General features: G+C 64.7%; 10 protein-coding genes, 1 tRNA gene, 2 rRNA genes and 2 pseudogenes (1 of these 15 running past the window's edge). 13 read left to right on the top strand and 2 right to left on the bottom strand.

The features are described 5' to 3' along the window. The 5 genes and pseudogenes from AX681_RS19395 to AX681_RS19375 form a co-directional block, all read left to right on the top strand. A 23S ribosomal RNA gene (locus AX681_RS19395) occupies window positions 1-1769 on the top strand; it begins 1021 nt to the left of the window's first position. A gap of 102 nt (window positions 1770-1871) precedes the next feature. After that, window positions 1872-1986, top strand: a 5S ribosomal RNA gene (rrf, locus tag AX681_RS19390). 112 nt (window positions 1987-2098) lie between these two features. Then, window positions 2099-2175, top strand: a tRNA-Met gene (locus AX681_RS19385). 98 nt (window positions 2176-2273) lie between these two features. Beyond that, window positions 2274-3026 carry a methyltransferase domain-containing protein gene (locus tag AX681_RS19380; protein WP_156442941.1) on the top strand — a complete coding sequence of 251 codons (753 nt, stop codon included), beginning with the start codon at window positions 2274-2276 and terminating at the stop codon, window positions 3024-3026. A gap of 27 nt (window positions 3027-3053) precedes the next feature. Beyond that, window positions 3054-4294 (top strand): annotated as a pseudogene (locus AX681_RS19375) (threonine synthase). A gap of 110 nt (window positions 4295-4404) precedes the next feature. Here the strand turns inward: AX681_RS19375 and AX681_RS19370 are convergent. Beyond that, window positions 4405-5886, bottom strand: coding sequence for an MFS transporter (locus tag AX681_RS19370; protein ID WP_066664697.1), 1482 nt, complete (start codon window positions 5884-5886; stop codon window positions 4405-4407). A 13-nt stretch (window positions 5887-5899) separates the two neighbouring features. Next, window positions 5900-6934 (bottom strand): LacI family DNA-binding transcriptional regulator, encoded by a 1035-nt coding sequence (locus AX681_RS19365; RefSeq protein WP_066664700.1) that lies wholly within the window; start codon window positions 6932-6934, stop codon window positions 5900-5902. Between the two features lie 230 nt (window positions 6935-7164). Here AX681_RS19365 and AX681_RS19360 point away from each other — a divergent pair, with 230 nt between their 5' ends. From AX681_RS19360 to AX681_RS19325, 8 genes and pseudogenes are all read left to right on the top strand, one after another. Continuing rightward, window positions 7165-9876, top strand: coding sequence for a TonB-dependent receptor (locus tag AX681_RS19360; RefSeq protein ID WP_231733853.1), 2712 nt, complete (start codon window positions 7165-7167; stop codon window positions 9874-9876). A gap of 48 nt (window positions 9877-9924) precedes the next feature. Next, window positions 9925-11454: a tryptophan halogenase family protein gene (locus AX681_RS19355; RefSeq protein WP_066664712.1), complete on the top strand. Its 1530-nt coding sequence runs from the start codon at window positions 9925-9927 to the stop codon at window positions 11452-11454. Then, a complete protein-coding gene (locus AX681_RS19350) occupies window positions 11451-13268 on the top strand; it encodes an alpha-amylase family glycosyl hydrolase (RefSeq protein WP_082738137.1) in 1818 nt (605 codons plus the stop codon). The genes AX681_RS19355 and AX681_RS19350 overlap by 4 nt, the downstream gene beginning before the upstream one ends. Further along, the gene (locus tag AX681_RS19345) at window positions 13265-14890 is read left to right on the top strand and encodes an alpha-amylase family glycosyl hydrolase (protein ID WP_231733854.1); all 1626 of its coding nucleotides are present in this window, start codon (window positions 13265-13267) and stop codon (window positions 14888-14890) included. Before AX681_RS19350 ends, AX681_RS19345 begins: the two co-directional genes overlap by 4 nt. Before the next feature lie 31 nt (window positions 14891-14921). Continuing rightward, window positions 14922-16988, top strand: coding sequence for a glycoside hydrolase family 97 protein (locus tag AX681_RS19340; RefSeq protein WP_066664706.1), 2067 nt, complete (start codon window positions 14922-14924; stop codon window positions 16986-16988). Between the two features lie 78 nt (window positions 16989-17066). Next, window positions 17067-17534, top strand: a complete 468-nt coding sequence (locus AX681_RS19335; RefSeq protein ID WP_066664708.1) for a (2Fe-2S)-binding protein — start codon at window positions 17067-17069, stop codon at window positions 17532-17534. Continuing rightward, complete coding sequence (locus tag AX681_RS19330; protein ID WP_066664710.1) at window positions 17531-19672, top strand: xanthine dehydrogenase family protein molybdopterin-binding subunit; 2142 nt, start codon at window positions 17531-17533, stop codon at window positions 19670-19672. The genes AX681_RS19335 and AX681_RS19330 overlap by 4 nt, the downstream gene beginning before the upstream one ends. After that, window positions 19669-20000: pseudogene (locus tag AX681_RS19325) on the top strand (Isoquinoline 1-oxidoreductase subunit); the annotation flags it as partial. The gene AX681_RS19330 and the pseudogene AX681_RS19325, both read left to right, overlap by 4 nt.

Raw genomic sequence — 20000 nt, 5'->3', positions numbered from 1 at the left:
CTACAGCTAAGGTCCCCAAGTCATCACTAAGTGGGAAAGCATGTGGGAATCCCAAAACAGCCAGGAGGTTGGCTTAGAAGCAGCCATCCTTTAAAGAAAGCGTAACAGCTCACTGGTCTAAACAAGGGTTCCTGCGGCGAAAATGTAACGGGGCTAAAGTGATGCACCGAAGCTTAGGGTGTGGATTTATCCACGCGGTAGCGGAGCGTTCCGTAAGTCTGTGAAGCCGAAGGGTAACCGACGGTGGAGATATCGGAAGTGCGAATGCAGACATGAGTAGCGATAAAGAGGGTGAGATGCCCTCTCGCCGAAAGACCAAGGGTTCCTGCTTAAAGCTAATCTGAGCAGGGTGAGCCGGCCCCTAAGACGAGCCCGAAGGGGGTAGTCGATGGGAACCACGTTAATATTCGTGGGCCTGGTGGTAGTGACGGATTTCTTGTGTTGTACGTCCTTATCGGATTGGACGTGCTTCGACGAAGTCCCAGGAAATAGCTCCACCGTATAGACCGTACCCGAAACCGACACAGGTGGTCAGGTAGAGTATACCAAGGCGCTTGAGAGAAGTGTCCTGAAGGAACTCGGCAAATTGCCTCCGTACCTTCGGAAGAAGGAGGCCCTACTTTTGCGCAAGCAGATGTAGGGGGCACAGGCCAGGGGGTAGCGACTGTTTAGCAAAAACACAGGGCTCTGCTAAGTCGGCTTCAAGACGACGTATAGGGCCTGACGCCTGCCCGGTGCCTGAAGGTTAAGTGGAGGGGTGCAAGCTCCGAAACGAAGCCCAGGTAAACGGCGGCCGTAACTATAACGGTCCTAAGGTAGCGAAATTCCTTGTCGGGTAAGTTCCGACCTGCACGAATGGCGTAACGACTTCCCCACTGTCTCCAGGACATGCTCAGCGAAATTGAATTCTCCGTGAAGATGCGGAGTACCCGCGGTTAGACGGAAAGACCCCGTGCACCTTTACTGCAGCTTCAGAGTGGCATTAGGAATTAATTGTGTAGCATAGGTGGGAGGCTTTGAAGCACTGGCGCCAGCTGGTGTGGAGCCTACGGTGAAATACCACCCTGTTGATTTCTGATGTCTAACCTCGAACCGTTATCCGGTTCAGGGACCCTCTGTGGCGGGTAGTTTGACTGGGGCGGTCGCCTCCTAAAGAGTAACGGAGGCGTGCGAAGGTTGGCTCAGGTCGGTTGGAAACCGACCGTTAGAGTGCAATGGCATAAGCCAGCCTGACTGCGAGACTGACGAGTCGAGCAGAGACGAAAGTCGGTCATAGTGATCCGGTGGTCCCTCGTGGAAGGGCCATCGCTCAACGGATAAAAGGTACGCCGGGGATAACAGGCTGATGATTCCCAAGAGCTCATATCGACGGAATCGTTTGGCACCTCGATGTCGGCTCATCACATCCTGGGGCTGGAGCAGGTCCCAAGGGTTTGGCTGTTCGCCAATTAAAGTGGTACGTGAGCTGGGTTCAGAACGTCGCGAGACAGTTTGGTCCCTATCTGCCGTGGGCGTCGAAATTTGAGAGGAGTTGACCCTAGTACGAGAGGACCGGGTTGAACATACCTCTGGTGTACCAGTCGTTCTGCCAAGAGCGCAGCTGGGTAGCTATGTATGGACGGGATAACCGCTGAAAGCATCTAAGCGGGAAGCCTCCCTCAAGATAAGATTTCTTAGGACGGTGGTAGACCACCACCTTGATAGACTGGATGTGGAAGCGCGGTAACGTGTGGAGCTAACCAGTACTAATTGTCCTATTCGCGCTTGATGAGTCCCACCATCAATGACAGCTTTGGCTGCATTGAGGTTGTGAACCTCGAGCCTTGGTGCACGCATCGATTTGAAATTACCCGATTACACCTGCTTCATTGCTTGGTGACCATAGCGTCAGTGACCCACCCGATCCCATCCCGAACTCGGCCGTGAAACCTGTCTGCGCCGATGGTACTATTGCTCAAGCACTGGAAGAGTAGGTCGTCGCCAGGCATTGAAGCCGGTGTAATCGGAAAACCCATTCACAATGTCAGATACGCAGCACGCGTCGCGCTAACCGGCGCGGCGCGTTTTTGCTTTTGGGGCGTTTGTGCCCCGATGATGGCGCGGGGTGGAGCAGCCCGGTAGCTCGTCAGGCTCATAACCTGAAGGTCGTTGGTTCAAATCCAACCCCCGCAACCATCGAAATCCTGTGTTCAAGCCGCCCTCGGGCGGCTTTTTTGCGTTCAGCCTCGGAGAGCGCGGTTGTCCTTGCGTCAGCAGACGGGCAGGTTCGCGCGATGACGTTGCACCTCTCTCGCCGGATTGTGTTGCTTGGTGCCGCTGGCGTCGCGACCGCCCCACGCCGGAGCCATGCCAAAGACGTCCCCTATGTTCCCACCCCGCCCGAAGTGGTGGAAGGCATGCTCGACATGGCGGGGCTCAAGCCCGACGAGCGCCTGATCGACCTGGGATCGGGGGATGGCCGCATTCCGCGCGCTGCTGCGCGGCGTGGTGCCGTGGCACTCGGTGTCGAGATCGACAGCGATCTGGTTGCGCGGGCGCGGTCGCTGACCCGGCTGGAGGGGTTGGAAGAGCGCGCGCGGTTCGTCCGCGACGATCTGTTCACCGTGTCGCTGCGCGAAGCCGATGTCGTTACGCTATACCTGCTGCCCGCGCTGAATGTTCGGCTGAAGCCGAAACTTCTCAATGAGATGAAGGCGGGCGCACGGGTCGTGAGCCATGCGTTCGACATGGGCGATTGGCCGCATGAAGACTTTCGCGAGATCGCCGACAAGCGCGTCTATCGCTGGACGATTCCGGCGATCGCCGGCGGCGCATGGCGGCTGATCCGCGCAGACGGCAGCGTGGCCGAGCTCTTGATCCAGCAGCGCTATAGCCGTGTCACCGGGACGCTGGACGGCCGCACGCTATCCGCGCCCTTGTTGAACGGCGCCGCACTCGGCTTCGTCAGCGAGGGTCGGACGTATCGCGGAACGGTCGGCGATCGTGCGATCATCGGCGATGGCTGGCGGGCGGAGCGCATCGACTAAGCGCACGGCCCGCTTTAAGCCAGCGCCATGATCTACAGCACCAACATCACCGCCGACCGTCCGACCTTTGTCACCCATCTCGAATGCGGGATGACCGGGGAGCGCTATGACGCCGACACGCTGCAGGGACTGTCGCGGGTCGGGCGGCCGCTGCTGGTCCGCTACGATCTGGACAGGGTGCGGGCTGCGGTGACGCCGGCTGATCTGGCGCAGCGTCCGGCGGATCTGTGGCGCTATCGCGAGCTGCTGCCGGTGCGCCGCACCGAGAATATCGTGAGCTTGGGCGAGATCACGACGCCGATCGTGCCGCTGCGTAAGATCGGTGCGGGGGCGGGCGCCGCCAATCTGCTGGTCAAGGACGAGGGGCGACTGCCGACGGGTTCGTTCAAGGCGCGCGGGCTGGTCATGGCGATCAGCATGGCCAAGGAGCTGGGCGTTACCACCATCGCGATGCCGACCAACGGCAATGCCGGCGCGGCGGCGGCGGCCTATGCCGCGCAGGCGGGGATCGAGGCGGTGATCTTCTGCCCCGACGATACCCCTGAGATCAATGTGCGCGAGATCGCGGCGCAGGGCGCTCGCGTCTATCGCGTCAACGGCCTGATCGACGATTGCGGCAAGCTGGTCGCGGCGGGGAAGGAAGCCAATGGCTGGTTCGACCTGTCGACGCTGAAGGAGCCGTACCGGATCGAGGGCAAGAAGACGATGGGGCTGGAGCTGGCCGAGCAGCTTGGCTGGGAATTGCCGATGTGATCTTTTACCCCACCGGCGGTGGAACCGGCCTAATCGGGATGTGGAAGGCGTTTGCCGAGCTGGAGGCGCTGGGCTGGATCGGATCGAAGCGCCCGCGCATGGTGGCGGTGCAGGCCGAGGGCTGCGCGCCGATGGTGCGGGCCTGGGAAGCGGGCGCGCGCCATGCGACGCGCTGGGAGGACGCGCATACCGTCGCGGCGGGGATCCGCGTGCCGCAGGCGGTGGGCGATTTCCTGATCCTCGACGCGGTGCGCGAATCAAACGGCTTTGCGATGGCCGTCAGCGACGCCGCGATCCTGGAGGCGGTCGAGGATGCGGCGCGGCTCGACGGCCTGCTGCTGTGCCCCGAGGGTGGGGCGACGCTGGCGGCGTGGCGCGCGGCGGTCGCCGATGGGCGCGTGTCGCCCGACGAGACGGCGTTGCTGTTCAATTGCGCGACGGGGTTGAAGTACCCGATGGAAGATCGCTCGCGCACGCTCGACCGGCACGGAAGCATCGACTTTTCGGCCCTTTAGTCCCCCTCCCGCTTGCGGGAGGGGCTAGGGGAGGGCCTGTCCCCGTATAGCGCGGCCTGGATGGAAAGGCCCTCCCCCGACCCCTTCCGCAAGCGGGAGGGGAGATCGGGTCAGCCTTCCTTCACCCGCGTCATCGCGAGTGCGGCGAGGCAGAGGGTTCCGGCGGCGAAGGCCATCGTCCAGATCGGCTGGTCGGGGAAGAACGCCTTCATGATCGACCCCATCACCGTTGCGACCAGTAGCTGGGGAACCACAACGAACACGTTGAAAAGCCCCATGAAGATTCCGAGCTTGGCCTGGGGCAGGTTCGACGCGAGGATCGCATAGGGCATGGCGAGGATCGACGCCCAGGCGATGCCGATGCCGATTTCGCTGACGATCAGCCAGTTGTGATCGGTGATGAAGAAGAAGCTGGCATATCCCGCCGCGCCGCAGAGCAGGCCGACGATGTGTGTGCGCACCTTGCCGAAGTGCGCGGCGAGCAGCGGGAGCAGCGTCAGCGCGGCGACGGCAGCGACGCCGTTATAGACGGTGAACAGCACGCCGACCCAGTTTGCGCCCTCTTGATAGCGCGGGTCGGCGGCGTCGGCCGCGCCGAAAAACACCTGCGCCACGACCGGCGTCGTGTTGATCCACATGATGAACAGCGCGGACCAGCTGAAGAACTGCACCACCGCCAGCCGTTTCATGATCGGCGGCATGCCGGCGAAATCGCCGACGATGCTGGTGAGCATTGAGGGGATATCCTGTCTGGCGAGCCAGGTCGCGATCAGGCTGGCGATGCCATAGGCCGCCAGCAGCCCGCCGAGCAGATACACCTCCTTTTCGAGACCGAACCAGCCCACTGCCGCTGCAACCAGTGCGCCGGCGCCCATCCAGACCAGGCTAGCGAGCGGACCGCGCGCTGCGAGCACACGCACGCTTTCATCGGCGGCTTCGGCGCGCGCGCCTTCGAATGCGGCGAGCTGTTCGGGGCTGTATTCGCGGGTGGTCAGGATCGTCCACAGCACGGCGAGGAACAGGGCCGCACCGCCGAACCAGAAGGCGTAACGAACGGTGTCCGGGATGCTGCCCAGCGGCGCTTCGTTGGAGACGCCGAGGTGCTCCAGTCCCCAGGGGAAGATCGATCCCACGACCGCACCCGCGCCGATGAACGCGGTCTGCACCGCATAACCCGCGCTATGCTGATCCTTGCGCAGCATGTCGCCGACAAAGGCGCGGAACGGCTCCATCGAGATGTTGAGCGAAGCGTCGAGCACCCACAGCATCACCGCCGCGACCAGCAATACCGGGGCGAGCGGCATCACGAACAGCGACAATGCGGCGAGGATCGCACCGGCAAGGAAGTAGGGGCGGCGGCGACCCAGCCGGCCGAGCCAGGTCCGGTCGCTCATATGCCCGATGATCGGCTGCACAAGCAGGCCGGTCAGCGGCGCTGCAACCCACAAAGCGGGCAGATCGTCGATGCTGGTACCGAGCGACTGGAAGATGCGGCTCATATTCGCATTTTGCAGCGCAAAGCCGATCTGGATGCCGAAGAAGCCGAACGAGATGTTCCACAGGCCCCAAAAGCCCTGGCGCGGTTTTTCCATCTTTGGTCCTAGGTCAGGCCGGTGCGCCGCACGAGCGGCGGACGACGAGTTTGGCGGGGAGCAGCACATCATGGACGCGCTCCTCGCGGATGCGGCCGAGCAATGTTTCGACCAGCATGCGTCCCGCGGCGCGGGTGTCCTGCATCACGGTGGTGAGCGGCGGGTTGGTGAAGCTTGCCGCCGCGATATCGTCGAAGCCGACCACGGCGACATCCTCCGGCACCCGCAGGCCCTGTGCTGCGAGCGCGCGCATCGCGCCGATCGCGATCAGGTCGCTGGCGGCGAGGATCGCGTCGAACCGCCCGCCGCGCGCAATCAGCGCCTCGGCGGCGGCGGCACCGGCTTCCTCCGAGGTCAGGGCGTCGACCTGCAGCGCCGGATCGGCGGTAAGCCCGGCGTCCTTCAGCGCCGCGACATGGCCGCGATAGCGATCGTGGAATTCGGGATAATGGCTCGACGCATGGCCGAGAAAGGCGATGCGTCGGCGGCCTAGCGCGATCAGATGCCGCGTCGCGGCGCGCCCGCCACCCTGATTGTCGCAGCCGACGGTCAGGCCCGCGCCCTCGGCCTCGACGGATCCCCAGCGCACGAAATGGGTGTTTTGTGCGATCAGTTCGCTGATCTTGGCGCGATAGAGTTCATAATCGCCATAGCCGAGCAGGATAAGCCCGTCGGCGCGGCGCGAATCCTCATAATCCTGGTGCCAGTCGCTGCCCAATTGCTGGAACGACACCAGCATGTCCTGCCCGTGATCGGCACAGGCGCGCATGATCGAGCCGAGCATCGAGAGGAAGAACGGGTTGATCGCGCTGTCGTCGGCACTTTCGTCCTGAAAGATCAGCACCGCGAGCGTTTCGGCATGGCGGCTGCGCAGGTTCGATGCGGCCTTGTCGACGCGATAGTTCAGGCGGCGGGCAATCGCCTCGATCCGCATGCGCGTCGCTTCGTTGACGCCGCGTCCGCCGCGCAGCGCGCGCGACACCGTCGGCTGCGATACGCCGGCAAGGTGCGCGATGTCGAACGATGTCGGCTTGCGTTGCATGGCCAATGGCACCCAATCCCCTAAGCGTCCGCGGATGTGCCCTCCGCTTGACCCGGTGACGTTGAGCGCCTTTCCGGGCGACGTCAATGTTGCGCGGCGGACACGCAGCATCGGCTTGCCCGTGAATACGTATGCCGTTCGCTGGCGCTCCGCACGACTTACCCTGAATATTATGCACAACGCGCCGCAAGGGTGCGCCCCGGCCAGATTAGGGGGCCGGCATAGGGGAGGATATCATGCGTCACATGCTTGGCGGCCGCACGGCTGCACGACTTTCCACCGGAGCCAGCGGATCGGCGATTGCCGCGGCGATGCTGATCGCGGGGCTGGCGATGCCGGCTTATGCGCAAGAGCAGACCGAACCCGCGGCGGAGGGCGAGGAGATCGTCGTTACCGGGTTCCGCGCCGCACTCGAAAGCGCGGTTTCGACCAAGAAAGATTCCGATCAGATCGTCGAGTCGGTGTCCGCCGAAGATATCGGCAAGCTGCCCGACGCCTCGATCGCGGAATCGATCGCGCGTCTGCCCGGCCTGACGTCGCAGCGCATTTCGGGCCGCAGCTCGTTCATCTCGATCCGCGGTTTCGGCCCGGATTTCTCGGCGACGCTGCTCAACGGCCGCCCGCAGACCTCGACCAACGACAATCGCGGCATCGAATTCGACCAATATCCGTCGGAAATCGTCAACGGCGTGAACGTCTACAAGACGCCGAATGCAGCGCTGCCGACGCAGGGCCTGGTCGGCACGATCGACATCCGCACGATCCGCCCGCTCGAATATGGCAAGGAAGTGATCGCCGTCGGTGCGCGCGGCATCTACACCGACATGGGCAAGCTTAACAGCGGGTCGAAGGACTGGGGCTATCGCCTCAACGGCACCTATGTCGGCAAGTTCATGGACGATCGCCTGGGTATTGCGCTGGCCGCGTCCTATGTCGATGAGCCGTATCAGATCGAGGAGTTCGAAGCCTGGGGCTATGCCACCGTTGCGCCGAACACCAACCTCGTCGGCGGCGTGAAGCCGTTCGTCACCACCTCGCAGCTCAAGCGGCTGGGCATTTCGGGCACGATCCAGGCCGATTTCGGCAGCAACTGGATGCTGACCCTCGACGGCTTCTACTCGAACTTCGACGATACGCAGATCAAGCGCGGCATCGAACTGCCGCTGGCATGGAGCGGCGCGACGCTGTCGCCGACCGGTCGCGAAACGCGCGATGGCCTGATCACCGCCGGGACCTTCACCGGGGTCGAGGGCGTGGTCAACAACCACAATTATCTGCGTCAGGCGGACCTGTATTCGGGCGGCATCAACCTCAAGCATGAGGGCGATGACGGCTGGAACGTCAATTTCGACTTTGGCTGGTCGCGCACCGATCGCCGCGAGCTGATCCTCGAATCGAACGCCGGCACCGGGCCGGGCGGTGGCGTCGGCGCACAGGACACGCTGTCGTTCCGCACGACCGAGACGGGCACCTTCTTCACCTCGCACGTGCTCAACTATAGCGACCCGACGCTGATCGTGCTGACCGATCCGCTCGGCTGGGGCGGCGGCGCGCCGGGCGGCCGCCAGCATGGCTATTACAATGATCGCATCGTGGACGACGAGCTGTTCAGCTATCTGGCTGAGGTCGAGAAGGAGTTCGACGGCAACTTCATCAAGAGCGTGAAGCTGGGTGCCAACTATGTCGACCGCGAAAAGTCGCTGGTGCCGGACGAGTATTTCCTCCAGCTCGCCGGCGGCGCGCTGCAGGCGCAGGTGCCGGCGCAATATCGCCTGACGCCGACCAACCTCAGCTATCTCGGCCTCGGCCCGATGCTGAGCTACAACCCGCTCGATCTGCTCAATGGCGGGGTCTACACCCGCGTCGCCAACACGGCGCAGGACGTGTTGTTCAAGAGCTTCAACGTCGAGGAAGAGGTGCTGAGCAGCTATGCGATGCTCAACATCGATTCGGATCTGGGTGGCGCACGCCTGACCGGCAATGTCGGCGTGCTGGCACAGGCGACCAACCAGAACTCGACCGGCTATATCCAGACCCCGACCGGGCCGCAGCTGCGCACGCTGGGCGCCGATTACTGGGACGTGCTGCCGAGCATGAGCCTGTCGCTGCGCTTCGACAGCGATTTCGTGGTCCGCTTCGGCGCGGCACGCGAGATTCAGCGTCCGCGTCTGGATGATATGCGCGTCAACATCGCCTATGGCGCGAACATCGCCGAGCGGATCGTGACCGGCAGCGGCGGCAACCCTTCGCTGCGTCCGTATCGCGCCACCGCGTTCGACCTGACGTTCGAGAAATATTGGGGTCGGAGCGGCTATGTCGCGCTGCAGCTGTTCTACAAGACGCTGCACAACTACATCTACACCGCCGAGCGCCCGTTCGATTATTCGAGCTACCCGCTGATCCAGCCGACCCCGCCGGTGAGCACGCAGGGCCGCATCAGCCAGCCGTTCAACGGCGATGGCGGCAAGATCTATGGCGCCGAATTTGCGGGGACGATCCCGTTCGAAACCTTCACCTCGGCGCTGTCCGGCTTTGGCGTGACGGGTGGTGTGTCCTACACCAAGTCCGAAATCCGGCCGGAGCCGGGTCAGCCGACCCAGAACATCCCGGGCTATTCGGACTGGGTCGCCAACGGCACGGCCTATTTCGAGAAGTGGGGCTTCAACGTTCGCGGCAGCGTCCGTTACCGCTCGACCTTCCTGGGTGAGTTCTCGGGGCTGGGTGCGGTGCGCACCCGCCGCCGTGCGCTGGACGAAACGATCGTCGACGCGCAGATCGGCTACGACTTCCAGCCGGGCAGTGCGCTCGAAGGGCTGTCGCTGTTCCTGCAGGGGTCGAACCTGACCGACGAACCGTTCGTGGCGACCAACCCGGGCCGTCCGCTCGAAGTAATGAACTATCAGCGCTTTGGTCGCCGGTTCCAGGCGGGCTTCACCTTCAAGTTCTGATCCGTGTATCCCCCGGCGGTGCAAGCCGCCGGGGGGAAAGGCGATACGATGTCTGAAATGTTGCGCAGCATCGTCATCGCCGGCGGCGGAACCGCCGGCTGGATGACCGCAGCGGCGCTGGCGCGCTTCTGCGGCAAGGGCTGGCGGATCACTTTGGTCGAATCCGAAGAGATCGGCGCCGTCGGGGTGGGCGAAGCCACCATTCCGATGATCCGCAACTTCAATCAGGCGCTGGGAATCGACGAGGCGCAGTTCCTGCGCGAGACCCAGGGGACCTACAAGCTCGGCATCGAATTTGCCGGATGGGGCGGGTTCGACGATCGCTATATGCACGCATTTGGGCTGGTCGGGCGCGGGCTGGGGTTGTTGCCCTTTCACCATTATTGGCTGCGCGGGCGCGCGGCGGGCACGGCCGGGCCGCTGGGCGACTATGTGCTCAACGCCGTCGCTGCCTATGGCAACCGCTTCGCGCATGTGCATCGGGCGCCTGACAGTGCCTTGCCGCCGATGCCCTATGCCTATCATTTCGATGCGGGGCTCTATGCTGCATTTTTGCGCCGCTATGCCGAGGCCCGCGGCGTGGTGCGGGTCGAGGGCAAGATCGGCAGCACCGAGCGCGACGGCGAGAGCGGCGACGTCGCTGCGCTGACCTTGACCGGTGGCGAGCGGATCGACGGCGAATTGTTCGTGGACTGTACGGGCTTTCGCGGGCTGTTGATCGAGGGCGCGCTGGCGACGGGGTACGAGGATTGGAGCCACTGGCTGCCATGCGACCGCGCGGTCGCGGTGCCGTGCGCCGGGGTGCGTCCGCTCACCCCCTATACCCGCTCGACCGCGCGCACCGCCGGATGGCAGTGGCGCATCCCGCTGCAGCATCGCACCGGCAACGGCCATGTCTTCTGCTCGCGCCACATCAGCGAGGATGAGGCGAGCGCGACGCTGATGGCCAATCTGGACGGCGAGCCGCTGGCCGAACCGCGCATGCTGCGCTTCACCACCGGCAAGCGGAAGCGCTTCTGGAACCGCAATGTCGTGGCGATCGGGCTGTCGTCCGGGTTTATCGAGCCGCTGGAATCGACCTCGATCCACCTCATTCAGACCGGGATCAACCGGCTGCTCGACTTTCTGCCGAGCGGCCCGGTGGCGAGCGCCGATCGCGATGCGTTCAACCGGCTGGCGGATGTCGAGATCGAGCGGATTCGCGATTTCGTGATCCTGCACTACACCGCCAATGGCCGGACCGGCGAGCCGTTTTGGGATGCGCTGCGCACAATGGAACTGCCCGAGCCGCTCGCCAACCGCATCGCGATGTTCCGCACCGACGGCCGGATCGTGCGCGAGCATGAGGAATTGTTCGACGTCCCCGGCTGGCTGCAGGTGATGGTGGGGCAGGGGATCGTCCCCGAGCGCTGGCACCCGCTGGCCGATCAGCTCGACGACGCGCAGCTCGACCAGTTCCTGTCGACCGTCGCCACCGCCTTTGCCCGCGATGCCGCGCGCATGCCCGACCATGATGACTTCGTCGCGCGCTTCGTCGCGACCCCGCAAACCCAGCCCCAGGAAGTGACCCGCGTATGAAGCTGTTGCCGCTGATCCTCGCCACCGCGCTTGCCAGCCCCGTGCTGGCCCAGACCCCGACGCCGCAGCCGTCGCTGCGCGAGCGGACGGCGGAGCAGGAGGTGCTGTATTTCATGCTGCCCGACCGCTTCGAGAATGGCGATCCGACGAACGACACGGGCGGGCTGAAGGGCGACCGGCTGACGCATGGCTTCGATCCGACGCACAAGGGGTTCTTTCATGGCGGCGACCTGAAAGGGCTGATCGCGCGGCTCGATTACATCCAGGGGCTGGGCGCGACCGCGATCTGGCTGGGGCCGATCTACAAGAACAAGCCCGTTCAGGGCGGGCCGGGGCAGGAAAGCGCCGGCTATCACGGATACTGGATCACCGATTTCACCCAGGTCGACCCGCATTTCGGGACGAATGCGGAGATGAAGGCGTTCGTCGACGCCGCCCATGCCCGCGGGATCAAGGTCTATCTCGACATCATCACCAATCACACGGCGGACGTGATCCAGTATCGCGAATGTCCGGTCAGCGCGTGCGACTATCGCAGCCGCGCCGACTATCCGTACCAGCGCAAAGGGGGCGTCACCGGCAAGGCCATCAATCCGGGCTTTGCCGGTGACGGCATCGGCACCGCGGAGAATTTCGCGAAGCTGACCGATCCCAATTACGCCTATACGCCGTTCCTGCCCGAAGCCGAGAGGGCGGTGAAGGTGCCTGCCTGGCTCAACGACCCGATTTTCTACCATAATCGCGGCAACACGACCTTCCGCAACGAAAGCTCGACCATGGGCGATTTCGTCGGGCTGGACGATCTGATGACCGAGAATCCGCGCGTGGTTCAGGGGTTCATCGACATTTATGGCGGTTGGATCGACCAGTTCGGCATCGACGGATTCCGCATCGATACCGCGCGCCACGTGAATCCCGAATTCTGGCAGGTGTTCGCCAAGGCGATGCAGCAACGCGCGGCGGCGAAGGGCATCCCGAACTTCCACATCTTCGGCGAAGTCGCGAATGAGGGCGATGCCGGCGACCTGGCGCTGCACACCCGCGTGCACCAGCTGCCCAGCGTGCTCGATTTCGGCTTTCGCGCGGCGGTGCAGGCGACGGTGGCTGGAGCGAAGGGCACCGATACGCTCGCCGCCTTGTTCGATCGCGACGCGTTGTACGAAGGCGGGGCGAAGACCGCGCTGCAGCTGCCGACCTTCATCTCCAACCACGATCACGGCCGTTTTTCGACCGATGTGCGCAGGGCGTTTCCCAAGGCGGGCGATGCCGAGCTGCTGGCGCGGGTGACGCTCGGTCATGCGATGCTGCTGCTGTTGCGCGGGGTGCCGACGGTCTATTCGGGTGACGAGCAGGGGTTCCTCGGCGACGGCAATGATCAGGACGCGCGCGAGGACATGTTCCCGAGCAAGGTCGCGGTGTACAATGACAACAAGCTGATCGGCACGACCAGGACCACCGCGGACTCCAATTTCGACATGACCCATCCGCTCTATGCCGAAATCGCCAAGCTGTCGGCGGCGCGCAAGGCGACCCCGGCGCTGAGCCGCGGGCGGCAGGTGACGCGCAATTATGACGAGACGCCGGGCCTGTTCGCGGTGTCACGGTTCGACCCGACCACGGGTGCCGAGGTGGTCGTTGCGTTCAACACCAGCGCCAAGCCGATCACGCGGCAGGTCGAGATCGGTGTCGGCTCGACGCAGTTCACGTCGATCGTCGGCAACTGCTCGGCCAGCGCCGCCGCGCCCGGCAGCCTGACCGTGACATTGCCCGCATTCGGCTATGTCGCCTGCGCTGCGACCGGAGGCGCCAAGTGAGCCAGGCTGCCCCTGTGATCGCAGCGGAGCCGCAGCAGGACTGGTGGCGCGGTGCGGTCATCTACCAGATCTATCCGCGCAGCTTTGCCGACTCCAATGGCGACGGGATCGGCGACCTGCCCGGCATTACTGCGCGGCTCGATCATGTCGCGAGCCTCGGGGTCGACGCGATCTGGCTGTCGCCCTTCTTCACCTCGCCGATGCGCGACTTCGGCTATGACATCGCTGACTATTGCGACGTCGACCCCATTTTCGGGACGCTGGCCGATTTCGACGCGCTGATCGCGCGCGCGCACGCGCTGGGGCTGAAGGTCATTATCGATCAGGTCTATTCGCACACCTCCGACCAGCACGCCTGGTTCAAGGAAAGCCGGGCGAGCCGCGATAACCCGCGCGCCGACTGGTATGTCTGGGCGGACGCCAAGGCGGACGGATCGCCGCCGACCAACTGGCAATCGGTGTTCGGCGGCCCGGCCTGGACCTGGGACGCGCGGCGCGGGCAATATTATCTGCACAATTTCCTGAGTGAGCAGCCCGACCTCAATCTCCACAACCCGGAGGTGCAGGATGCCGCGCTGGCAGCGGCGCAATTCTGGCTGGAGCGCGGGGTCGATGGCTTCCGCGTCGATGCGATCAATTTCGCGATGCACGATCCGCAATTGCGCGATAATCCGCCTGCGCCGGACGATGGGCGCCCGCGCACCCGCCCGTTCGATTTCCAGAGCCATGTCTATAACCAGAGCCACCCGGATATCGTCCGCTTCCTCGAACGGCACCGCGCGCTGACTGATGCACATGGCGGCGCGTTCACCGTAGCCGAGGTGGGCGGCCCGACGCCCGAGGCGGAGATGCACGCTTTCACCCGCGGCACGACGCGGCTCAACAGCGCCTATGGCTTCGACTTTCTCTATGCGCCGCAGCTGACTCCGGCGCTGGTGAAGAAGGCGGTCGAGACTTGGCCGGACGAACCCGGCACCGGCTGGCCGAGCTGGGCGTTCGAGAATCACGATGCGCCGCGCGCCGTGTCGCGCTGGGTCGAGCCCGAGCATCGCAGCGCGTTCGCGGCGATGAAGATGCTGCTGCTGCTGTGCCTGCGCGGCAATGCGATCCTGTTCCAGGGCGAGGAGCTGGGGCTGACCCAGGTCGAGATCCCGTTCGAGAAGCTGCAGGACCCGGAGGCGATCGCCAACTGGCCGCTGACGCTGAGTCGCGATGGTGTGCGCACCCCGATGCCGTGGCAGGCGGAGGCGGAGAATCTGGGTTTCGGTGCGGGCGAGCCGTGGTTGCCGGTGGGCGCGGACCATGCCGCGCTGGCGGTCGATCGTCAGACCGCCGAGAACGGGTCGCTGCTCAACCTGACGCGCGGGCTGATCGCGACGCGCGCCGCCAATCCGGCGCTGCGTGAGGGTGCGATGGCGGTGGTCGAAGCGGACGATGCGCTGCTGGTGTTTACCCGTGAAGCGTCGGGGCAGCGGCTAACCTGTGCGTTCAATCTGGGCAAGGCCGCGCTGACGTGGCATCCCGAACGCGCTGACCGGCTTCGCGTGATCGCCGCCGTCAACGGCGCGACCCCGGGCGAGCTGCCCGCTTATTCGGGACTGGTCCTCGAACATACAGACTGACGCGATCCGGCGTCACCGACAGGAGAGTACGATGCGTGGAACCTTGGCCCTGACAGCGTTGACGCTGCCGTTGCTGGCGCTGGCCAGTCCGGCGCTGGCACAGGATGTCGCGCAGGCGACGGTCGCCAAGGCGGGCGGCGCGACCGCCGCCTCGCCCGATGGCAGCATCCGCGTCACCGTCACCACCGATGGCGACGGGCGTCCCTATTACAGCGTGACGCGCAACGGAAAGCCGCTGATCCAGCCGTCGCGCATGGGCTTCATGCTCGGCGACGCGCCCAAGCTGGAGCGTGGCTTCGCGATTGAGAGCCAGAGCGTGACCAGCGCGGATTCGACTTGGGAACAGCCCTGGGGCGAATGGCAGAGCGTGCGCGACCGCCACACCCAGCTGCGCGTGCGGCTGAAGGAAACGACCGCGCTCGGTCGGGTGATGGATGTGGTGTTCCGCATGTTCGATGACGGCTTCGGCTTTCGCTACGAACTGCCCGCCCCGGCCAATGGCAAGCCGACGCGGATCATCGAGGAACTGACCGAGTTTGCGCTGGCGAGCGACGGCACCGCCTGGTGGACCCCGGCGGGCGAGTGGAACCGCTACGAATATCCGTACAACAAGACGCCGGTCAGCAGCATGACCCAGGCGCATACCCCGGTGACGATGAAGCTTGCCGACGGCACCCATGTCGCGTTCCATGAGGCGGCACTGGTCGATTATGCCGCAATGTGGCTGCGCCGGGTCGAGGGCACGCGCTTCCGCGCGGCGCTGTCGCCGTCGTCGCAGGGGGCGGCAGTGGTGCGCGAAGGCGCGTTCACCACGCCGTGGCGGACGCTGCGCGTCGCCGACAGCGCGGCAAAGCTGTACATGTCGCAGCTCGAGCTGAACCTCAACGAACCCAACAAGTTGGGCGATGTCAGCTGGTTCAAGCCCAGCAAATATGTCGGCGTGTGGTGGGAAATGCACCTCGACACCGCAACCTGGGGCACCGGTGCGCGGCTGGGGGCGAAGACGGAGAATGTAAAGCGGTACATCGACTTCGCCGCAAAGAACGGGTTCCGTGGCGTGCTGGTCGAGGGCTGGAATGTCGGCTGGGACGGCAACTGGTTCGACAATGGCGATGGCTGGGACTTCGACAAGCCGGTGGCGCAGTTCGATATGGCGGCGCTGTCGGCCTATGCGAAGAAAAAGGGCGTACACATTGTTGGCCATCACGAGACCGGCGGCGGCGCGGGGCAGTATGAGGCGCAGTCCGACGACGCCTATCGCTATGCCGCCGACAACGGGATCGAGGTGGTGAAGACCGGCTATGTCACCGATGCCGGGCAGATCGACCGCATCTGGGCCGATGGCCGGATGACGCAGGAATGGCATGACGGGCAATATATGTCGCGCCACCACCTCAACATCGTCAAGACGGCGGCCAAGTACAAGGTCGCGGTCAACCCGCACGAGCCGATCAAGGACACCGGCCTGCGCCGCACCTATCCCAATTGGGTGAGCCGTGAGGGTGCGCGCGGGCAGGAGTATAATGCCTGGGGCGAGCCCAAGAATCCGCCCGAGCATGAGGCCAACCTGTTCTTCACGCGGATGTTGGCCGGGCCGTTCGACTTCACGCCGGGCGTGCTGAGCCTGGAGGGCAAGGGTGGCACGCCGTTCATGTCGACGCTGGCCAAGCAGCTGGCGCAGTACATCGTGCTCTATTCGCCGATTCAGATGGCCGCCGACCTGCCCGAAAACTACGCGAAAAATCCGGGCGCGTTCCAGTTCATCAAGGATGTCGCGGTCGACTGGACCGACACGCGCGTGCTGAATGGTGAGGTCGGTGAATATGTCACTGTTGCGCGCAAGGCGAAGGGGACCGGCGAGTGGTTCGTGGGTGCAGTCACCGACGGCACGGCGCGGACGACGCAAGTGAAGCTCGACTTCCTAGACCCCGGCAAGACCTATGAGGCGCAGATATATCGCGATGGCGAGGGGGCGGATTATCGCACTGACAAGCGCCATGCGATCGTCATCGAGAAGAAGCGCGTAAAGGCTGGCGATGATCTGTCGCTGTGGATGGGTCCAGGCGGCGGTGCGGCGGTCCGCTTCGTCGCCAAGTAACCGTGTGCGAGTGAAATAATTTCACTTCGCGAACGGCCGGTGGTGGCTTAGCGTGCGTGTCAGACAGGAGGCGCACGCATGGCCACCACCTTCCAATTGAATGGCAAACCTCAAAGCTTCGATGGCGATCCCGAAACGCCGTTGCTGTGGGTGTTGCGCGACCATCTGGGCCTCACCGGCACCAAATATGGCTGCGGCGTCGCGCAATGCGGCGCGTGCACCGTGCATCTCGACGGGAAGAACCGGCGCTCGTGCGTCACCCCGGTCGGCATGGTCGCGGGCAAGAGCGTGACGACGATCGAGGGGGCGAGCGGCAAGGTCGCCGATGCGGTCAAGGCCGCCTGGGTCCAGATCGACGTGCCGCAATGCGGTTTCTGCCAGTCGGGGCAGGTGATGTCGGCGATCGGCCTGCTCACCGCCAAGCCCAAGCCGACCGATGCCGATATCGACGCGGCGATGGCGGGCAACATCTGCCGCTGTGCCACCTATGTCCGCATCCGCCAGGCGATCAAGGATGCGGCTGGCGTGAAGGGAGCAAAGGCATGAACGCCGTAGCGAACCGCCGCGCCTTCCTAACCGGAAGTGCCGCGCTCACCATCGGGGTAACGCTGCCGGGCAAGGCGGCAAAGGCACAGGCGGCGGCCGCGACGCTCGCCCCCAATGCGTTCGTGCGCATCGGCAGCGACAGCCGCGTGACGATCATCGCCAAGCATGTCGAGTTCGGCCAGGGGCCGGCGACCGGCGTCGCAACGATCATCGCCGATGAGCTTGACGCCGCCTGGGATCAGGTCAGCGTCGTCTTTGCCCCGGCCAATGACCCGCTCTACAAGAACCTCATGTTCGGCACGATGGGCGTCGGCGGATCGACCGCGATGCGCGAAAGCTGGGACCAGATGCGCATGGCGGGCGCGGCGGCGCGCGCGATGCTGGTCGAGGCCGCGGCAAAGCGGTGGGGCGTCGCGCCGGGCGCGATCTCCATCGCGCAGGGCGTGGTCAGCGCCGGGAGCCGCAAGGCGCACTTCGGTGAACTGGTCGAGGATGCGGCAAAGCTGCCAGTGCCGCAAAAGCCGGTGCCGAAGACCCCGGACCGCTATGTCTATATCGGCAAGCATGTGTCGAAGGTCGACAGCAAGGCCAAGAGCGACGGGTCGGCGGTGTTTACCCAGGACGTGCGCCTGCCCGGCATGGTGCACGCCGCCGTGCGCCGCCCGCCCGCGTTCGGCGCGACCGTCAAGAAGGTCGAGGATGGTGCGGCGCGCGCGATCCCCGGCGTGCTCGACGTCAAGCCGATCCCGACGGGAGTGGCGGTCTATGCCCGCGACACCTGGACCGCGCAGCGCGGCGCTGCGGCGCTGGAGGTCGACTGGGATATGACGAAGGCGGAGACGCGATCGTCGGATCAGATGTTCGCCGAATATAGCGCCGCCGCCCGCACGCCGGGCAAGCAGGTCGAGGCAGCGGGCGATGCCGCTGCCGCGCTCGCGCGTGCGGCCAAGACGATCGATGCCACCTATTACTTCCCGTTCCTCGCCCATGCGCCGATGGAAACGATGGATTATGTCATCGAGAAGAAGGGCGCAGGGATATCGGTCCATGCCGGCAGCCAGTTCCAGGTCGGCGAGATGGGTGCGATGTGCGGTGTCGCGGGCGTGCCGTTCGACCAGAGCGAACTGGTCCAGCACTTCGCCGGGGGCAGCTTCGGTCGCCGCGCGACGCCGGTGATGTTCGATGCGACCGAGGCGGCGGCATGCGCGCGTGCCTATGGCTTTGCCGCGCCGGTCAAGGTGGTGGCGAGCCGCGAGAACGACCTGACCGGCGGCTTCTACCGCCCGATGACGGTGCACCGCGTGCGCGCTGGTGTCGATGCGACTGGCGCGATCAGCGGCTGGGATCAGGTGTGCGCCGCCAAGTCGATCATGAAGGATACCCCGTTCGAGGCGATGGGCATCCGCGACGGCATCGACGGCAACATGGTCGAGGGTGCAAGCGACACCAACCAGTACAAGATCGGCGATTTCCGGCTGGGTCAGCATCTGATGAAGGGCGGCGTGCCCGTGCTGTGGTGGCGGTCGGTCGGCCACACCCACACTGCGTTCGTCAAGGAAACGATGATCGACGAGCTGCTCGAACTGGGCGGCAAGGATCTGGTCGCGGGGCGAATGGACCTGCTCAAGCACGAGCGCGCCAAGGCGGTGCTGGCCAAGGTTGCGGAGATGGCGGCGTTCGGCAAGCCCGCGAAGAAGGGCCGGGCCAAGGGCATTGCGGTGCACGAAAGCTTCGACAGTTTCGTGGCGCAGGTTGCCGAAGTGTCGAAGGGGCCGGACGGCCTGCCCAAGGTGCACAAAGTGTGGTGCGCGGTCGATTGCGGCATCGCGATCAACCCCGACATCATCCGCGCGCAGATGGAGGGCGGCATCGGCTATGGCCTGGGCCATGCGCTCTATGCCGAACTGACCCTGGGTGAGGGCGGCGTGGTCCAGCAGACCAATTTCGACAGCTATCGCTCGCTGCGGATCGGCGAGATGCCGGATGTCGAGGTGGCGATTATCCCCTCGACCGAAAAGCCGAGCGGGGTAGGTGAGCCGGGACTGCCGCCGATTGCCCCGGCGGTCGCCAATGCCTGGCGCAAGCTGACCGGCAAGGCGGTGCGCCGCCTGCCCTTCGCGCATGGAGACAATGCATGAGCGTGCAACGTTACGGCCTGATCGCGCTCGGCCTGGCCGCTGTCGCGCTGCCCGCTGCGGTGGTGGCGTCGAGCCAGTCGGCGGCGCCGGTCGGGCTGAAGCCGGTCGCGGCGTTTGCGAGTATTTCCGATCCCGCAGTGCGATCGGCGGCGATCTTTACCGAGATGGGCAAGGTGCTGACGCATCCACGCTGCATCAACTGTCACCCGCGCACCGACAGTCCGTTGCAGGGGGACGACATGCGCTTCCACATGCCCCCGGTCGAGCGCGGGCCGGGCGGGATGGGCGTGGCGGGCATGGAATGTTCGACCTGTCACGGCCTGCGCAA

The organism is Sphingomonas sp. CCH9-E2 (assembly GCF_001557215.1).
Classification (GTDB): domain Bacteria; phylum Pseudomonadota; class Alphaproteobacteria; order Sphingomonadales; family Sphingomonadaceae; genus Sphingomonas.
The sequence above is the reverse complement of the archived record's forward strand: the minus strand, read 5'-3'. Positions and strand labels throughout refer to the sequence as shown.